We start from the raw sequence: 17,756 nt of genomic DNA, 5'->3' as shown, positions 1-17,756 counted from the left end.
CATGTCAACTCTTAGATTTCATGCTTTAAAAGAAGCATATAACCATAAGCCTATTACAGTAGAAGAAAACCAAAGGCGATCGGAAATATTTGGTGCAAATGTTTTCAATGAAAGTACAATGCGGCAGTATTTGACCAAAGAAGCATTTGAAAGTGTTATGGATGCCATAAAAAATGGCTCTAAAATAGATAGAACAGTCGCAGACCATGTGTCGACAGGGATGAAAGAGTGGGCAATTTCTAAAGGCGCAACGCATTACACGCATTGGTTTCAGCCATTAACTGGAGCTACAGCTGAAAAACATGATGCTTTCTTTGAGCCTATTGATAGTGGAAGAGCTATTGAAAAGTTTGGTGGAGGTCAATTGGTACAGCAAGAGCCAGATGCATCGAGTTTTCCAAACGGCGGAATTAGAAATACGTTCGAAGCAAGAGGTTACACAGCTTGGGATCCTACATCACCAGCATTCGTATTTGGAACTACACTATGTATACCTACGGTTTTTGTAGCTTATACTGGAGAAGCTCTAGATTATAAAACGCCTTTACTAAGAGCATTACAAGCTGTTGATAGTGCCGCAGTTGCTGTTTGTAAATATTTTGATAAGAATGTTAAAAAAGTAAATGCTTCATTGGGCTGGGAACAAGAATATTTTTTGATTGATAGCGGTTTGGCTATGTCTAGACCAGATATCATGCTAACTGGAAGAACCCTTCTAGGGCATTCACCTGCAAAGGGACAGCAGCTAGATGATCATTACTTCGGGACAATTCCAAATAGAGCAATGGCTTACATGCGTGACCTAGAAACAGAATGTATGTTACTTGGTATCCCAGTAAAAACAAGGCATAATGAGGTAGCTCCAAATCAATTTGAATTAGCACCAATTTATGACGAAGCTAACTTAGCAGTAGACCATAATTCTTTATTAATGGACGTAATGGATAAAGTAGCTGAACGTCATAATTTTAAAGTTTTATTTCATGAGAAACCATTTGCTGGAGTTAATGGCTCAGGTAAACATAATAATTGGAGTTTGAGCACAGATACAGGTATTAATCTATTATCACCAGGTAAAACACCAATGAGTAATCTACAATTCTTAACGTTCTTTATTAATACTATCAAAGCAGTTTACGACAATGAAGAACTCTTAAGAGCAGCAATTGCTTCAGCTAGTAATGATCATCGTTTAGGAGCCAATGAAGCACCACCAGCCATAATTTCGGTATTTATTGGTGCACAACTGACGCATACATTAAATGGATTAGAAAACGTTACAGATGGTAAATTGTCACCGCAAGAAAAAACAGATTTAAAACTAAATGTTGTTGGTAAAATCCCAGATGTATTATTAGATAATACAGATAGGAATCGTACTTCTCCTTTTGCATTTACTGGTAATAAGTTTGAATTTAGAGCAGTGGGCTCTAAAGCGAACTGTGCAAACCCAATGACGGTATTAAATGCCATAGTAGCAAAACAGTTGATTGATTTCAAAACTGAAGTTGATTTGCTTATTGAGAAAAAAGACATGAAAAAAGATGATGCTATTTTTAATGTATTGCGCGAATATATTAAAATGTCTAAGCCTATTCTTTTTGAAGGTAATGGTTATAGTGAAGCTTGGGAGAAAGAGGCCAAGAAAAGAGGGTTGAGTAATAATAAAGCAACACCACAAGCGCTTAAAGCCAAAATATCTAAAAAAACCTTGCAGCTTTTTGAAGATTTAGGTGTAATGAATAAAATAGAATCTGAAGCGCGCTACGAAATTGAAATCGAAGAGTATGTGCTTCGTATTCAAATTGAAGGGCGAGTTTTAGGGGACATTGCACGTAATCATATTGTACCTACGGCTGTTAAGTACCAAAATATATTGATTACTAATGTTAAAGGGTTGAAAGATATCTATGGTTCAGATTTTAAAAAGTATGCTAAAGAGCAACTAAATTTGATCGAGCAAATATCAAGCCATATTGAAAGTATCAATTCTACCGTTACTAAAATGACAGAGGCAAGAAGAATTTCTAATACCATTGAGGATTCTGAAAGAAAAGCAGAAGCTTATTGTAATGAAGTAAAACCATTTTTTGAAGCGATTAGATACCATTGCGATAAATTAGAATTATTAGTAGATGATGAGCTTTGGCCATTAACAAAATACAGAGAATTACTATTTACTAAATAGAATACTCTATGGGCTCTAAGCTCTTTTTTTATGTGAGTTTACCACAAATATTCTTATAAAAACAAAGAGTTTATGTACGTAATTCTACGTATTTTGTAGGAAAAAAGTGGTATTTCAACGCTTAATTTTTACAACTAGTCGAAAAACGGTCTATTGTACTAATAGCAGAACCTTAATTTGTTAAGTTTGTAATGCTATTAATCAATTTTTGTAAAAATGAAGAAGTTACTACTAAGTGTAGCTGCTTTAATGTTTGCTACACTGCTGTTTTCTCAAGATGACTCAACAGAGGTCAATGAGAATCTAACACAAGATGATGTAATTAAGACAGAGTCTGTTTTTGAGGCAGAATCGTAAACGCTTTATTAACAGTTACAAAAGGTCAGTCAATAAGATCATGTTTTATTGACTAAAAAGACAAACGAATTATCAATATTTTCGTTTGTCTTTTTTTATGTCATGAAGTGTTTTTTATGAAAATATAACCCATTGATAATTAATTTTTTATATTGTGAGCCAATTATGCCTCAAATTGTGAACTAAGCTCTCTTTTTGTTATTGATTAAACATGTTTAATTAATATTAAAATTGATGATAGCACAACCATTTTATATTAAGACATTGGCTGTATGGTGTTTGTTTTTTTCATTTACAGTAACTGCACAAGAAAAAACTGAAGAACCTTCTGAAATAAAGAAAGTAACTAAAACAGATTTTTATGAATTAAGAGGAACCAATGCTTTCGATGTAGCAATTGGTACTTCGGTCATAAATGGTGATTTTGTAGACCCAATGTTTGAAATCTATAGCCATGTAGGGTACAAGCGCCATATTACACCACATGTTGCAATCGATTTTGGATACCATAAATTTAACCTTGCCTACATAGATGTATATAATGAAGGCTTTATGTCTTTTGATTTAAATTTAGAGTTAACAGTCTTGCCTCATAGTATGTTTTCGCCTTTTGTTTTTGCAGGTGCTGGACTTAATGCCTCAAACCATTTTAAAGCGACTGCTAATAAGTTTCAAGGTGGAGGAGGGGTAGAGTGTATCGTTTCAGATAAGTTTGGAATTAAAATATATACAGATTATAACTATGTTCTAAGTGATGAGTTAGACGGACTTGAAGCTGGAGCTTCAGATGACACTTATTTTAGGCTTGCGCTTGGGCTCAATTTCTATTTTGGTGGTGCCAAGGCAAAAGCTAAGAGACTCAAAGGTCAAGCTACCGTAATTGAATCTAACCTTTTAAATGACGAAAATTACACTAAAAAATAGATTACAATTCTTATTTTTACAGTCTAATTTTAGGTTATGGGTGAAGACATAAGTAAACGCTATGCACAGCGTGGTGTTTCAGCATCAAAGGAAGACGTTCATAATGCAATAAAGCATATAGATAAAGGGCTATTCCCGAAGGCCTTTTGTAAAATTGTTCCAGATTATTTAACTAATGATGATGATTATTGTTTGATCATGCATGCAGATGGAGCAGGAACAAAATCATCATTGGCCTACATGTATTGGAAAGAAACTGGCGACCTTTCAGTTTGGAAAGGTATAGCTCAAGATGCCCTTATCATGAATATAGATGATCTATTATGTGTTGGTGCTACTAATCATATCATGTTATCTTCAACCATAGGTCGTAATAAGAATCTTATTCCAGGCGAAGTCATTTCAGCAATCATCAATGGGACAGAAGCATTAATTCAAGACTTGAAAACATTTGGAGTCACAATTCATTCTACTGGAGGAGAAACTGCTGATGTTGGTGACTTAGTAAGAACCATCATTGTTGATTCTACAGTTACAGCTAGAATGAAACGTAGTGATGTTATAGATAATGCTAATATTAAAGCTGGAGATGTTATTGTTGGTTTAGAAAGTTTTGGGCAAGCCACTTACGAAACTCAGTACAATGGAGGAATGGGAAGTAATGGTTTAACCTCTGCACGTCATGATGTGTTTCATAAATATTTGGCTGAAAAATATCCTGAAAGTTTTGATGCTTCAGTACCAGATGATCTGGTTTATTCTGGACAAACTAAATTAACAGATGCTGTTGAAAACGCTCCTATTGATGCAGGTAAATTGGTGTTGTCACCTACAAGAACCTATGCGCCGATTATAAAAGCGATACTTTCAAAATATAACAGTAACAATATACATGGTATGGTACATTGTTCAGGTGGCGCTCAAACTAAGATTCTTCACTTTGTTGATGATTTACACATTGTAAAGGATAATATGTTCCCTATTCCGCCTTTGTTTAAATTAATTCAAGAACAATCAAAAACCGATTGGAAAGAAATGTATCAAGTTTTTAATTGCGGCCATCGTATGGAATTATACGTTACGCCAAGTATAGCTAACGCTATTGTTGAATTATCAAAATCTTTTAATGTCAATGCTCAAATTATTGGACGCGTAGAAACTTCAGATGTAAAGAAACTTACAATAAAGAGTGAGTTTGGAGTGTTCGAATATTAGGAGTCTAAGCTTCCAATATTGATGTAGTTATAGAATTCTAACTCCTTAAGATCGCTAATGAGTTTTGAATGACCATCATTGAGTAAGTATATTTTGTCTGCTATATTAATAACATGTTTGTAAATATGATCAGTTAGAATAATTACTTTATCTTTTTTTACGTCAGTAATTAATTGTTTGATTTTTTCAATATATAATGGCGCTATGTGTGAAAACGGCTCGTCTAATAATACAATTTCACTTTCACTTTTTAATATCAAGTAAGTTTCTACAACGCGTCGTTCGCCACCAGAAAGTTGATTCATAGAATTGTATTTGTACTTTGAAAACCCTTCAAAAGTATCTATAAAAGTGCTCCAGTTTACACCTAAGATATTAAAAGCGTAATTTATTTTAACACTGCTAGGAATAAAATTATGTTGTGGTAATATGCTAATACGACCAGTCCTATACAGAGGTTTTTTAATGGGTTCTTTGTTTATTCTGATGAGTTTGTATTTTGGCATTAAATCTCCAAATATAATTCTAAGCAAACTACTTTTACCACAGCCATTACTACCAAGAATAGTAGTTATTTTCTTAGTTTCAGCTTTTAAATAAATACCATTTAAAATACGTTTGTTAGAAAAATAAAGTTCTATGTTGTCAACTTCTAAGGTCATATAATATCTATAAGAAATTGATAAATCAGAATACTGAACGCGCAGTCAATTAAGAAAACATAACTGTATAATTTTAATGTAGAAATTCCTAAATTTTTATAAAAGATCAACCGCTTCTTGGCTTCCGTTCCGTTTATAATATACCATAGAAAAAGTATTAAAAATAATTTTGTAATGATTAGAGCATATACATTAGGATTAAAAAGCATAATTAAAATACTTATAATTTGAGACCAAACCCAAAATGGTTTGTAGAAGATAAAAATCAGCTTAAGAATATTCATGCATGTAAATAAATACAATATTCTGAGAAAAGCTCATAGTAATACGTTAAAATATGATTTTAATTACTTTAAATGAATCCTTTGATAAGTAATAGAAACGCACATGTGATTAAACTATCAAATAAAAAAATCACACTAAAAAACTTCAGATTTGAAACACCACGTATTCTATAAAATCGCAGACGTTGTCTTACTTTTCTGTCGCTTAATATAAACCAAAGTACAAATACCAAAAAAAGTTTAGTGCTCAAGGCTAAAATTAATTCAGGATTAATTACCGTTATGGTCAATGTTACTAAAAAGGACCATAGCGACATAGATTTGTAGTAGTTTAGTATGGATGTGAATTGCTTACGCATATGATAGATAACGCTAAAACTTAAAAATTTATTTTTCAAAATTCTTAACAAGTTTTCAACGATTAAAAATCCATAAAATATTGTACTTTTGAAACTCAATTTTACAAGCATACATGTTAGAAAAGTTACAGATTATAAAACAACGTTTTGATGAAGTGAGTGATTTAATTATTCAGCCAGACATTATTTCAGATCAAAAACGTTACGTACAACTTAATAAAGAATATAAAGACTTAAGATTGTTGATGGATAAGCGCGAAGCGTATATTGAATTATCGAATAATCTTAAAGAAGCCGAAGAAATTATTGCTGATGGTAGTGATGCTGAAATGGTTGAAATGGCAAAAATGCAGTATGATGAAGCCAAGGCAGGTATTCCTAAACTTGAAGATGAGATTAAATTTTTGCTAATTCCAAAAGACCCTGAAGACTCTAAAAATGCAGTGGTCGAATTGCGAGCTGGAACTGGAGGAGATGAGGCTAGTATCTTTGCTGGTGATTTGTTCAGAATGTATTCAAAATACTGCGAAAGTAAAGGCTGGAGAGTTGACGTGGTAGATTACAGTGAAGGCACAAATGGTGGATTTAAAGAAATTCAATTTGAAGTTTCAGGTGAAGATGTATATGGAACACTAAAATTTGAAGCAGGTGTGCATCGTGTACAGCGTGTACCACAAACCGAAACTCAAGGACGTGTACATACAAGTGCAGCTACTTGTATGGTATTTCCAGAAGCTGAAGAGTTTGATATTGAGATCGATCCTAAAGATGTACGAATTGATTTTTTCTGTTCTTCAGGTCCAGGTGGTCAATCGGTAAACACCACATATTCTGCAGTGCGATTAACACATGAACCAACAGGATTGGTAGCGCAATGTCAAGATCAAAAATCACAGCATAAAAATAAAGAGAAAGCCTTCAAAGTATTACGCTCTAGACTTTACGATCTAGAATTGGCTAAAAAACAAGAAGAAGATGCGGCAAAGCGTGGAAGCATGGTGAGCTCTGGAGATAGAAGTGCAAAAATTAGAACATATAATTATCCGCAAGGTCGTGTTACAGATCATAGAATTGGATTAACACTATATGACCTATCAAACATCGTAAATGGAGATATTCAAAAAATCATTGACGAATTACAACTTGCTGAAAATACAGAAAAACTAAAAGCAAGCGACGAACATATATAAAATTTTGGCCTCAATTCTGAGGCTTTTTTATGACATGACAACACAGCAACTTACAGAACAAATACATAAAAAACAATCTTTTCTTTGTATTGGACTAGATGTAGATCTCAATAAAATTCCAAAACATTTGTTAGAAGAAGATGATCCTATTTTTGCTTTCAACAAAGCCATCATTGATGCAACACATCACTTATGTGTTGCCTATAAACCAAACACGGCATTTTACGAAGCTTATGGTTTAAAAGGATGGAAAGCACTTGAAAAGACCATTTCATATCTTAATGAAAATCATCCAGAAATTTTTACCATTGCCGATGCTAAACGAGGCGATATAGGAAATACAAGTCGTATGTATGCCAAAGCATTTTTTGAAGACCTAGAATTTGATAGTATAACCGTTGCACCATACATGGGAAGTGATTCGATTGAACCATTTTTAGAATTCAAAAATAAACACACTATTTTACTTGCACTTACATCTAATAAAGGTGCTTTCGATTTTCAAACCAAAACAGTTGAAGGGAAAGACTTGTATAGGCAGGTTTTAGAAATTTCTAAAACTTGGAAAAATGCCGAAAATCTAATGTATGTGGTTGGTGCCACTAAGGCAGAATATTTTACTGAAATTAGAAAAATAATTCCCAATGCTTTCTTATTGGTTCCAGGAATTGGTGCTCAAGGTGGTAATCTGAAAGATGTCTGCAAGTATGGAATGAATAATAATGTAGGATTATTGGTCAACTCGTCTCGTGGTATTATCTACGCTTCTCATGACCATGATTTTGCACAGGCTGCTGCTCAAAAAGCTTCGGTTTTACAGAAAGAGATGGCTTTAGAATTGATATAACAGAAAAAAGATAATGTATATAAAAGGCAAATCAATTGATTTGCCTTTTTTTTCTAATTCAATCCATATCTCAATCCCATTGCTTTAGTGTGGTACTTAAACCTTGGTACATGACCACTAATCCTCCTACAGCTTGATTATTTTCCTTATTGAAATAATCACTAGAGGCACAAGCATTGCTGTAAACATTTGTTCCAGCTATACGTTTGTAACCTATACCATCAGATTCGCAAATACCAAGGTAACCTATATTATTAATAGGTGTAGCATTTCCTTTTAATAAGAAGTATTGATTGCCTTCGTCATGAGGCGCTAAAGTTGAACCTATAGTATAATAGCCATTGGCAATATCGGTTTCAGATAGTCTTACTTTAGCCTCATCTATTGGAACTTGACCAAAGAATGGATGAGAAAAGGCATAATACTTAAAAGCAAATAGGTAACTACCAGCTGGTACTATTTCTGAGTTGTTGTTAATAATGGTTAATCCTTCATTAATAGGAGGGTCTGTTTGAACATCACTATCATATTGCATATCTGTAGTTCCAGATTTTGTGACATTATTCAATGCTGTTGATAATAAGTTGTATTCCTCTTCTGTAATTAATAGCCAAGTATTATCTGCTGCATCTATATAAGTTTGTTTAGTAGTCGTTAAAAAATATTCGATGTCATCTAGATTGTTAAGGTTAATTGTAATTTTAGCTTCAACCGTTTCATTAGATGTACTTACGTTTACTGTTGCTTCAATAGTTGAATTTATTTCATAATCAAATACCGAAGCATTTGCTATAGATATATTTCCAGTTTGTGAGTCTAAAGTGAGTGCGTCTGGAATATCCTGAGAGACAATATTGAAGTTGGCTTCCATGTTAGTTGTCATTGTTCCTAAGAAATCACCATTTGTTATGGGATGTTCATCAATAGAAATTGTGAAGTCTTCAGCAGTTAATTGCACTCTAGTTTTTTCTTGAGGTATAGAATCGTCATCACTACAATTGTAGTTAATCACTAATAAGCACAAGATTACTAGTATTTTGAAAAATAGAGATTTCATAATATTTTGGTTTAATCCCATTGCTTTTGAGTGGTACTTAAGCCTTGATACATAAATACTCTAGAGGCAATGGTTCCATGTGTACTAAGATCTGAAACATCTCCAAAGTTGGTGTAGTAATTTGTTGTTCCTTCAACAGTTTTATATCCAATAAATGTCTTGGCATACATTGCTAGATAGCCAGTATTATTTATAGGAATAGTATTGCCTTTTAATACAAAAGTATAAGGATTGTCGAAAAAAAAGTCTTCACCTCCGCCATGACTAGGCAGTACAGATCCTAAATTGTTATAAGTACTATTTACGCTATTAGTTGAAAGTTTTACTCTGGTTTCACTATGCGTTTCAAATGCAGTATCTACAGGAATATATTTAAAAGCAAAACAATAACTCCCATGCGGTAGTGTATGACCGTTATCGTTTGCTACTGTGATACCTAGATATGAAGGTGTAATACCTCCAGATCCAAAGGCAAAAATATCAAATTGAAAATCATCTAATCCACTTTTAGTTACAAGGTGAAGCTTAGTAGCTAGGAAATTGTATTCTTCTTCAGTAATCTCTATCCATTGTCCAGCCTCTGCATTGACATAATTGTCTTTAGAATCAGTTAAGTAAAAAGCAATATCATCAATATTGTTAAGTTTAATAGAGATAGTAGATTCGGTATATTCTCCTGATGTATTTGCTTGAACAGTTGCCAGTATTTCGTTGTTTATTTCATAATCAAATATTGAAGTGTCAGCAATATAAATATCACCAGTTGCAGCATCAACATGAATCGCATCTTCTGGATTTTCTGAGATTACAGTAAATGTTGCATCTATATTGGTTTCTATAGTTCCCAGCAACTCATTCTCTAGAGGGTGTTCATTGATTGTAATTGAAAAATCTTTGACCATTAAACTAGGCGTATTTTGGTCTTTAAAGTTGGGTTTGTGGTCATTACTGCAATTATACATTGCGCAACAAACTAGTAAAACCATATATGATTTTGTGAGTAATATCTTCATAATTATAAAATATAATCCCTTTTTTAGTTCCATTGTTTCAACGTAGTACTTAAACCTTGATAAAGAATTAATGCTGACTCTGTAGCTCCTTGGTCTGAAAAGTATATTGCATCGGACTGATTAAATAGGTAATTAGTTTCGTAAGGTAGTTGTTTAAATCCTGGTTTTTTAGGACAGAAAAAACCAACGATTCCTGCATGAGATGTCGGTGCGCTATTCCCTTTTAATACAAAGTAATTATCTCCAGAATTGTGCATAGGTAGAGCTTCGCCAATATTTTTATTATCGGTCATTGGACAACAACTGTAAAAGAATGCTTTTACTTTAGCGCCTTGAATATTATTTTCTGTTACATTGTACTTAAAAGCGAAAACATAACTGTCAATTGGCATAGAAACACCATTGTTATTAACCATAGTAATTCCATTTGCACTAGCACTCACTGGAGAGATTGTATCATCAAAATTATATTGCTCATCTGTAGATCCAGATTTTACAACATTTTTTAATGTTGATGCCAAAATGTTGTATTCGCTTGATGATATTTTTATCCAGTCACCTGGGCTTGCCGAATCATAAATTGCTCTGCTATTAGAGGATAGGAAGGTAGCAATATCATCTACATTGTTCAAGGTAAGTTGAATCATTGCTGAGACCGAATCTGATGAATTGCTCACAGTAACTGTAGCATCGAAAACTGGTGTTGTTTCAAAATCTATTTTGGAGCGATCATTAACGAAAACATGTCCTAAAAAATTGTCAATTCCTAGAGCACCATCTACGCTTTGAGAGCTTATGGTGTAATTTAAATTACCTTCTATATTGGTGGTAATAGTTCCTAACAATGAAGTGGTGGTATGTTCATCTATGGTAAGAATTAAATCTGAAGCTGTAAATTGGGTAGTATTATTATCTCCTTCATCACTAGAGCAAGAGGCGGCTAATAAGTATAGCACTAATAATGCCTTAAATGTATGTCTTAAAGATTTCATGATTATAAATGTTTTGTGGTTTAATGTGTTTTATAGTGACTCACTCGTGTAAGGTCTGCAGCCCAAACTTGAGTAAGACACCACAAAACTGGTATGTCAAATTGATGACGTTATAAACTTATAATCAGCTAATTGTATTTACAAGAAATGATGGTAGACAAACGGTAGACGAGTTGTAAAAGCCTAAAATTATAGATCTTGAACCATTTGTTCTAAAGAATCTTCGGTTGATAAATTGAGTTTTTTTCGAATTCTATAACGTGCTTTCTTTACACCATCTGGTGAAATGTTTAAGATGCTTGCTACTTCTTTGTTGGATAAATTCATTTTTAGAAGTGCTATGAAGCGTAGGTCATTAGTATTTATTTGAGGGTATTTTTCTTTTATCTTTTGATTAAAACCTTTGTAAGCTTGCTCGAAGTATTGCGTGAAATTCCCCCAGTTTTTATCATCTTGTAGATCGAGATTTATCGTTGAGATCAATTCTTGATAACCGTTTGTTTTCGTGCGATCTGTTTTTAATACTTCAGCCTTAGATTTTAAAACACCTAATAATTCATTCTTTTTTGCTAATTGTAACGCATGTGTTGTTAGTTCTTTCTTTTTAAATTCAAGCTCTTTGTCAAGTTTCTCTTTTTCACTTTTATTACGTTTTAGTTTTTGTTTGAAACCAAACCAACCCAAGCCTATAGCTGTTAGCGATAACACCAAGCCAACACCCAATAATAGTCTTTGCAGATTGCTCACTTTTGACTTTTCTTCTAAAAGTTCAATTTCGTTATTCTGCATTGCTATTTGTTGTTCTTTTTTTTCTGTTTCATATTTGATTTGAAGTTCTGAGATTTTTTGCTGGCTTTTCTCATTAAAAATAGAATCACTTAAGAGTTTACTTTCCTTATAGGCGAGAAATGCGTCTTTAGTCTCTCCTAAATTTTCTAATGCTAGTGATTTATAATACAATGCATCTTTTAATCTATTAATATCATTGATGCGTTTTGAAATGGAGATACTTTGATCTAGGTTTTCAATAGCGTTACTATACATGCCTTTTTCAAAATAGGCTCTACCTATATTGAATCTCGCTCTAGTTTCGTTGTGCGGAATGCGAAGCGATTGATATAAATTTAGACCATCTTTTAAGAAATCAATAGCTTTATCATATTCTTTTCTCGCTAGATGTAGTCTTCCTAAATTGATATATGTTCGCCCTATATTTGCATTAAAGTTTAGTTCTTTAGAAAGTTGTAATGCTTCATTAAGATTTTTGTCTGCTTCGTTATAATTACCTATAGCTAAATATGAGTCGCCTAAGTAGCTTTGAGTTTGAGCAACGAATATTTTGTTATTCAATCGTTTATAGAGCTCAAGGGCTTCTTTAAATGCAGTAATGGCTTTTTGATCTTGCTCTCCACTTTGGTATTGATCGCCAATAATAAGTAAGCTTTGAGCAATATTAGTTTTATCATTTAAATTTCTATAGATACTTAAAGCTTTTTGAATGACTTCAAGTGTTAAACTTTTATAGCCTTTTAAACTGTATGCTTGTGATTTTACAATGTAAGTTCTAGCTAGACTAGAAGAGTCGTTGTATTTGATAAAAACAGGAGTAAGAGAATCTAACATTGTAATGGCTTTGTCTGTATTGCCATCTGCTAATTCAAAATAGGCCATATTAGAGGTTTGAGTAGCAGCATTTATAGTGTCTCTAGCTAGTAATAATTGATCAATGTTTTTTTTCATAAAGTATCTAGCAGAATCTAATTTTCCAATAGAATTATAATACGATGTTTGATAAAAATAAGCTTCTGCTTGTCCTTTATGATGGTTAGTGATTTGGTATAACTCTAAAGCTTTTTTAGAATAAAGGAGCATTTGTTTAGGATCATCAAATCGGTATAGTTTTGAGAGTTCTAAATAGTTTTTAGCCTTTACACTATCTACTTTAGAAGACTGAATTACGGTATCAATACTATCTGCTTTTTTTTGGTTTTGTGATAGAATTACATTGGTTACGATCATCAGTAGAAAACAAAAGAGATATTTAAACTTCATAATTTAAAGTAGCTTAGTGTATTACATAAAGATACTATATAAATAGATAGAATTAAACCTCTAGTATTTGAAGTGTCCATTTATGTAAAAAAAAATAAAAAATTATAAGCTGAAAAAGGTCATTATAAAATCAATTATTACTTTTGCACATGCAACACAACAAAGTCCTTATTTTAGATTTCGGTTCGCAATACACGCAGCTAATTGCACGTCGTGTAAGAGAGTTAAACATCTACTGCGAAATTCACCCATTCAATAAAATACCTAATGACTCTGATAGCTTTAAAGCAGTAATCTTATCAGGTAGTCCTAATTCTGTACGAGGCGAAGAAGTACTCCATCCAGACCTGTCTAATATTCGTGGTAAAAAACCGCTTTTAGGTGTGTGTTATGGTGCACAGTACCTCGCACATTTTTCAGGTGGAGAAGTAGCAGAATCCAATACACGGGAATATGGTAGAGCTAATTTAGATTTTGTTAAACCTGACGAAGATTTTTTTGAGAACATTCATGAAGGAAGTCAAGTTTGGATGAGTCATAGTGATACCATTAAAAAATTACCAACTGGAGGACAGCTTCTAGCCAGTACTACAGATGTTAAGAATGCAGCATTTAAAATTGAAGGTGAAGCTACTTATGCAATACAATTTCATCCAGAAGTATACCATTCAACAGATGGACATCAATTGCTACATAACTTTCTTATTAAGATAGCCAAAGTTGAGCAAGATTGGACGCCTCAATCCTTTGTTGAAGAAACCGTAGATAACTTAAAATCTCAGTTAGGCGATGACAAAGTAGTTTTAGGTTTGTCAGGAGGTGTAGATTCTTCCGTAGCCGCCATGTTATTACACAAAGCTATTGGTAAGAACCTGTATTGCATATTTGTAAACAATGGATTACTTCGTAAAAATGAATTTGAAGATGTATTGCATCAATACGAAGGGATGGGACTTAACGTTAAAGGCGTAGATGCTTCGGCACGCTTTTTGGATGCTCTAGCAGGAAAGAGCGATCCAGAAGAAAAACGAAAAACAATAGGTCGTGTGTTTATTGAGGTTTTTGATGATGAAGCACATCGTATTCAAGATGTAAAATGGTTAGCACAAGGGACTATTTATCCTGACGTAATTGAAAGTGTTTCGGCAACTGGAGGACCAAGTGCAACTATTAAAAGTCATCATAATGTTGGTGGATTGCCAGATTTTATGAAACTTAAAGTCGTTGAGCCTTTAAAAACGTTGTTCAAAGATGAAGTAAGACGCGTTGGTGCTTCTATGAATATGGATTCGCAGCTATTAGCTCGTCATCCATTTCCAGGTCCAGGACTTGCTATTCGTATTCTCGGAGATCTAACTCGCGAGAAAGTACGTATATTACAAGAGGTAGATGCTGTTTTTATTAATAACTTGCGTTCTTGGAATTTATACGATAAAGTATGGCAAGCTGGCGCAATATTATTGCCAGTTAATAGTGTAGGTGTAATGGGTGATGAGAGAACTTATGAGAAATGCGTAGCATTAAGAGCTGTAGAAAGTACAGATGGAATGACTGCCGATTGGGTAAATCTTCCGTATGAATTTTTACAAAAAACCTCGAACGAAATAATAAATAAGGTGAAAGGCGTTAATAGAGTAGTATACGACATTAGCTCAAAACCACCAGCAACGATTGAATGGGAATAAAATAGTGTGACTTTCACGTCAAAATTGTTTCATAACCATAAAGTCTCATTGGCATCAGTGCTATAATATTTTTTGAATGAAAAAACTCGTAATTATTATTGCTATCTTGCTTTACAGTTTCTCTGTAAGTGCTCAAGATTATAAAACGCATAAAGTACAAGAAGGCGAAACTATTGAACAAATAGCTAAGCAATACTTAGTAACACCATTTGATATTTTTGCACTCAATCCTGATGCTAAAAAGGAATTAAAACCTAACATGGTATTAATCATTCCTACGTCAAGAGTTAAAAATGAAGAGCTCCCTTCTGAGACTAAAGAACTTATTGGTTATAAAACTCATAAAGTAAGACGTAAGGAGACCTTATTCAGTATTTCAAAAAAATATAATATTGCGATGGAAGACATCAAAAAATACAATACATCGCTTTATTCTGAAAACCTTAGAAAAGGTGATAAGATTAAAATTCCACGTTACAAGACCATAGTTAATAAAGTCACGCTCAATAACACTATAAAAAAGTATGAGGTATTACCTAAGGAAGGTAAATGGCGCGTTGCTTATAAATTTGGGATCACAGTGCCTGAATTGGAAATGCTTAATCCTAATATGAATGAGATTTTACAGCCTGGTGACGAATTGAATGTGCCAAACATAAGTGATAATGAGGAAAAAGCTGTCGAAGAGGCGTATAACTATTATACGGTTTTAAAGAGCGAAGGTTACATGGCACTCAACCGAAAATTAGGTGTGACGCAAGAGGAATTAGAAGCGTTGAATCCAGAACTTAAAGATGGTGGATTAAAATTAGGAATGGTATTGAAAGTTCCTGGAAATATTGCTACAACCAATATTATCAAAGACGTTGCTAATACCAATTTAGCAAACAATTTAACCAATTTAGAATCTAAGCGCATTGCTTTGATGCTGCCATACAGTCTAAATAAAATTGACGTCGACTCTGTTGCAGAAGCGAAGAAGATGATTAGAACCAACGGGTTGTTATCAGTGTCATTAGACTTTCACGCAGGTGTTTTAATGGCTTTAGATTCTGCTAAACAATTAGGTGTCTCGACCCATTTAAAAGTCTTTGATACTAGAAATCATAATGCTGAAATTTCTAAGATATTGAGTACTAACGATTTTTCTAATTATGATGCAGTTATTGGGCCACTAATGCCAAATCATCTTGATCGTATTGCTTCAGAGCTCAAGAGCCATAACGTGCCAGTTGTGTCACCACTTACCATGCCTGAAAATCTTTATAGTAATGTGTTTCAAACGATTCCTGCAGATGATCTATTGGAACAGGCAATTATCAACTTTATCAAAAAAGACTCATTGCCTAAACACATGGTGATTATTTCTGATTCAAAACACAAGGCGATAAGTGATAAGCTAAAAGGTGAGTTTCCGCTAGCAAAACAGATTCAATCTAGAAAGAATAAAAAAGGACAAGAAGCATATTTTATTTATCAAACCGACCTTGAGAATATATTCAAATCAGGAAAGAATATTGTATTCTTAGAGACCGATAACGAAGGTTTTGCCTCTAATGTAATTAGTATGATTAATGGATTGAATGTTGAAGATCAAGAGATTATTTTAATGACCACAAATAAGAATAAAGCTTTTGAAGGAAAAGAGATCTCCAATTACCATTTGTCTAATTTGAAATTCCATTATCCTTCTGTAAATAAAGATGTTGATGCGACTTCAAGAAATGGGTTTGTTAGAAAATACACTTCAGAATATGGTGTGAGTCCTAATAAATATGCAGTTAGAGGTTTTGATCTTACTTTGGATCTGTTACTTCGTTTGGCATCAGATGAAGATCTGTATAAGGCTTCAGAGAGTGCTGTAGAAACAGAATATGTTGAAAACAAATTTAGATACTCTAAAAAATTATTCGGAGGCTATTACAACGAAGCAGTATATATTGTTAAGTACGATGACCTAACCATTATAGAAGCAAAATTATGACCTCAAAAGTAACTTATTTAGGTGGTTTAAGAACCGAAAGCACACACATTAAATCTGGCAATTCGTTTCATACAGATGCACCTGTAGACAATAATGGCAAAGGAAAAGCGTTCTCTCCTACAGATACTGTTGCCACAGGATTAGCAAGTTGCATGATTACGGTTATGGGCATTAAAGCACGCGATTTGGGTATAGACATGACTGGTACAACAGCACATGTAACCAAAACAATGGCGAGTAATCCAAGACGAATCTCTAAGATTGAAGTGATTTTAGAATTCTCGTTTGAAGCAGATGATAAAACGAGAAAGATTTTAGAACGTACTGCAAATACTTGCCCTGTGCATTACAGTTTACATCCTGATATTGAAAAAGATATTATGTTTAACTGGAACTAAATGCTACTTAGAATTGTTTTACTTGCTTTGACTTGTTTATTAGGCTCGCCTAATGAAGCGGTGACACTAACTTGGGACGAATCAAAAAAACTCAAATGGAGTGATTTTAAAGGTGAGGTTGAGACCGACTCTGATGCTACAGCTGTAACGGCTTCAGGCATTACATTTTCCTATTCACTAAAAAAGACCGATGGTCGTATAACTAGTTTTAAAACCAATGTAGAAGCGCATTTCTATCCTGAAAAATCGTGGTATATAAAGAAAAAGGGCAACGATTACATTTTGGCACATGAGCAGCTTCATTTTGATATTACTGAATTGCATGTACGTAAGCTGCGATACGAAATGGCTCAATTAAAAGTGACACCATCCATTAAAGCAGACCTCGATATGTTGCATAGTCACATCAATAAAGCTTTAGCCAAAATGCAACAACTGTACGATACCGAAAGTCAAAACTCGATAAATAAGGAGCAGCAAGCCAAATGGAATGCTTTTGTATCAAAAGAGTTGAAAACCTACGAAGCATACAAATCTAAAGGTTAAACG

General features: G+C 33.5%; 15 protein-coding genes. 10 read left to right on the top strand and 5 right to left on the bottom strand.

Annotated features, from left to right (window positions below; genetic code table 11):
- Position 1: 1 nt before the first annotated feature.
- From Q0876_RS09155 to Q0876_RS09140, 4 genes are all read left to right on the top strand, one after another.
- Positions 2-2,188, top strand: coding sequence for a glutamine synthetase III (locus Q0876_RS09155; protein ID WP_299226607.1), 2,187 nt, complete (start codon positions 2-4; stop codon positions 2,186-2,188).
- Between the two features lie 216 nt (positions 2,189-2,404).
- The gene (locus Q0876_RS09150; protein ID WP_299226605.1) at positions 2,405-2,545 is read left to right on the top strand and encodes a hypothetical protein; all 141 of its coding nucleotides are present in this window, start codon (positions 2,405-2,407) and stop codon (positions 2,543-2,545) included.
- A gap of 234 nt (positions 2,546-2,779) precedes the next feature.
- Complete coding sequence (locus Q0876_RS09145; RefSeq protein WP_299226602.1) at positions 2,780-3,469, top strand: outer membrane beta-barrel protein; 690 nt, start codon at positions 2,780-2,782, stop codon at positions 3,467-3,469.
- Between the two features lie 36 nt (positions 3,470-3,505).
- Positions 3,506-4,684 carry an AIR synthase related protein gene (locus tag Q0876_RS09140; RefSeq protein ID WP_299226599.1) on the top strand — a complete coding sequence of 393 codons (1,179 nt, stop codon included), beginning with the start codon at positions 3,506-3,508 and terminating at the stop codon, positions 4,682-4,684.
- Here the strand turns inward: Q0876_RS09140 and Q0876_RS09135 are convergent.
- Positions 4,681-5,346, bottom strand: coding sequence for an ABC transporter ATP-binding protein (locus tag Q0876_RS09135; RefSeq protein ID WP_299226596.1), 666 nt, complete (start codon positions 5,344-5,346; stop codon positions 4,681-4,683). The two genes, Q0876_RS09140 and Q0876_RS09135, sit on opposite strands and share 4 nt — an antisense overlap.
- A 756-nt stretch (positions 5,347-6,102) precedes the next feature.
- Between Q0876_RS09135 and prfA the strand changes: the two genes are divergently transcribed.
- On the top strand, positions 6,103-7,179 hold the full coding sequence (prfA, locus tag Q0876_RS09130) for a peptide chain release factor 1 (RefSeq protein ID WP_299226593.1): 1,077 nt from the start codon (positions 6,103-6,105) through the stop codon (positions 7,177-7,179).
- A 34-nt stretch (positions 7,180-7,213) separates the two neighbouring features.
- Complete coding sequence (pyrF, locus tag Q0876_RS09125; protein WP_299226590.1) at positions 7,214-8,026, top strand: orotidine-5'-phosphate decarboxylase; 813 nt, start codon at positions 7,214-7,216, stop codon at positions 8,024-8,026.
- 70 nt (positions 8,027-8,096) lie between these two features.
- On the opposite strand, the gene Q0876_RS09120 is transcribed toward pyrF, so the two are convergent.
- The 4 genes from Q0876_RS09120 to Q0876_RS09105 form a co-directional block, all read right to left on the bottom strand.
- Entirely contained in the window at positions 8,097-9,083 is a 987-nt protein-coding gene (locus tag Q0876_RS09120) for a hypothetical protein (protein WP_299226587.1), read from the bottom strand.
- Between the two features lie 11 nt (positions 9,084-9,094).
- Positions 9,095-10,096 carry a hypothetical protein gene (locus Q0876_RS09115; protein WP_299226584.1) on the bottom strand — a complete coding sequence of 334 codons (1,002 nt, stop codon included), beginning with the start codon at positions 10,094-10,096 and terminating at the stop codon, positions 9,095-9,097.
- Positions 10,097-10,119: 23 nt separating this feature from the next.
- Positions 10,120-11,088 (bottom strand): hypothetical protein, encoded by a 969-nt coding sequence (locus tag Q0876_RS09110; RefSeq protein WP_299226581.1) that lies wholly within the window; start codon positions 11,086-11,088, stop codon positions 10,120-10,122.
- A 189-nt stretch (positions 11,089-11,277) separates the two neighbouring features.
- Positions 11,278-13,140, bottom strand: a complete 1,863-nt coding sequence (locus Q0876_RS09105) for a tetratricopeptide repeat protein (protein ID WP_299226578.1) — start codon at positions 13,138-13,140, stop codon at positions 11,278-11,280.
- A gap of 149 nt (positions 13,141-13,289) precedes the next feature.
- On the opposite strand from Q0876_RS09105, the gene guaA reads away from it, so the two are divergent.
- The 4 genes from guaA (at position 13,290) to Q0876_RS09085 (ending at position 17,753) form a co-directional block, all read left to right on the top strand.
- Entirely contained in the window at positions 13,290-14,825 is a 1,536-nt protein-coding gene (gene guaA, locus Q0876_RS09100) for a glutamine-hydrolyzing GMP synthase (RefSeq protein ID WP_299226575.1), read from the top strand.
- Between the two features lie 76 nt (positions 14,826-14,901).
- Positions 14,902-16,809, top strand: coding sequence for a LysM peptidoglycan-binding domain-containing protein (locus Q0876_RS09095; protein WP_299226572.1), 1,908 nt, complete (start codon positions 14,902-14,904; stop codon positions 16,807-16,809).
- Positions 16,806-17,207 (top strand): OsmC family protein, encoded by a 402-nt coding sequence (locus Q0876_RS09090; RefSeq protein WP_299226569.1) that lies wholly within the window; start codon positions 16,806-16,808, stop codon positions 17,205-17,207. The genes Q0876_RS09095 and Q0876_RS09090 overlap by 4 nt, the downstream gene beginning before the upstream one ends.
- Positions 17,208-17,753: a DUF922 domain-containing protein gene (locus Q0876_RS09085; protein ID WP_299226567.1), complete on the top strand. Its 546-nt coding sequence runs from the start codon at positions 17,208-17,210 to the stop codon at positions 17,751-17,753.
- The last annotated feature ends 3 nt before the right edge of the window (positions 17,754-17,756 follow it).

The sequence above is a fragment of the uncultured Psychroserpens sp. genome (assembly GCF_947503375.1).
Lineage (GTDB): Bacteria > Bacteroidota > Bacteroidia > Flavobacteriales > Flavobacteriaceae > Psychroserpens.
This window is presented reverse-complemented; position numbering and strand designations above follow the sequence as displayed.

Bases quoted from the DNA above. Each gene is read 5' to 3' on its own strand.
- Q0876_RS09155 (WP_299226607.1), top strand. From the start codon at position 2: ATGTCAACTCTTAGATTTCATGCTTTAAAAGAAGCATATAACCATAAG.
- Q0876_RS09150 (WP_299226605.1), top strand. From the start codon at position 2,405: ATGAAGAAGTTACTACTAAGTGTAGCTGCTTTAATGTTTGCTACACTG.
- Q0876_RS09145 (WP_299226602.1), top strand. From the start codon at position 2,780: ATGATAGCACAACCATTTTATATTAAGACATTGGCTGTATGGTGTTTG.
- Q0876_RS09140 (WP_299226599.1), top strand. From the start codon at position 3,506: ATGGGTGAAGACATAAGTAAACGCTATGCACAGCGTGGTGTTTCAGCA.
- Q0876_RS09135 (WP_299226596.1), bottom strand. From the start codon at position 5,346: ATGACCTTAGAAGTTGACAACATAGAACTTTATTTTTCTAACAAACGT.
- prfA (WP_299226593.1), top strand. From the start codon at position 6,103: ATGTTAGAAAAGTTACAGATTATAAAACAACGTTTTGATGAAGTGAGT.
- pyrF (WP_299226590.1), top strand. From the start codon at position 7,214: ATGACAACACAGCAACTTACAGAACAAATACATAAAAAACAATCTTTT.
- Q0876_RS09120 (WP_299226587.1), bottom strand. From the start codon at position 9,083: ATGAAATCTCTATTTTTCAAAATACTAGTAATCTTGTGCTTATTAGTG.
- Q0876_RS09115 (WP_299226584.1), bottom strand. From the start codon at position 10,096: ATGAAGATATTACTCACAAAATCATATATGGTTTTACTAGTTTGTTGC.
- Q0876_RS09110 (WP_299226581.1), bottom strand. From the start codon at position 11,088: ATGAAATCTTTAAGACATACATTTAAGGCATTATTAGTGCTATACTTA.
- Q0876_RS09105 (WP_299226578.1), bottom strand. From the start codon at position 13,140: ATGAAGTTTAAATATCTCTTTTGTTTTCTACTGATGATCGTAACCAAT.
- guaA (WP_299226575.1), top strand. From the start codon at position 13,290: ATGCAACACAACAAAGTCCTTATTTTAGATTTCGGTTCGCAATACACG.
- Q0876_RS09095 (WP_299226572.1), top strand. From the start codon at position 14,902: ATGAAAAAACTCGTAATTATTATTGCTATCTTGCTTTACAGTTTCTCT.
- Q0876_RS09090 (WP_299226569.1), top strand. From the start codon at position 16,806: ATGACCTCAAAAGTAACTTATTTAGGTGGTTTAAGAACCGAAAGCACA.
- Q0876_RS09085 (WP_299226567.1), top strand. From the start codon at position 17,208: ATGCTACTTAGAATTGTTTTACTTGCTTTGACTTGTTTATTAGGCTCG.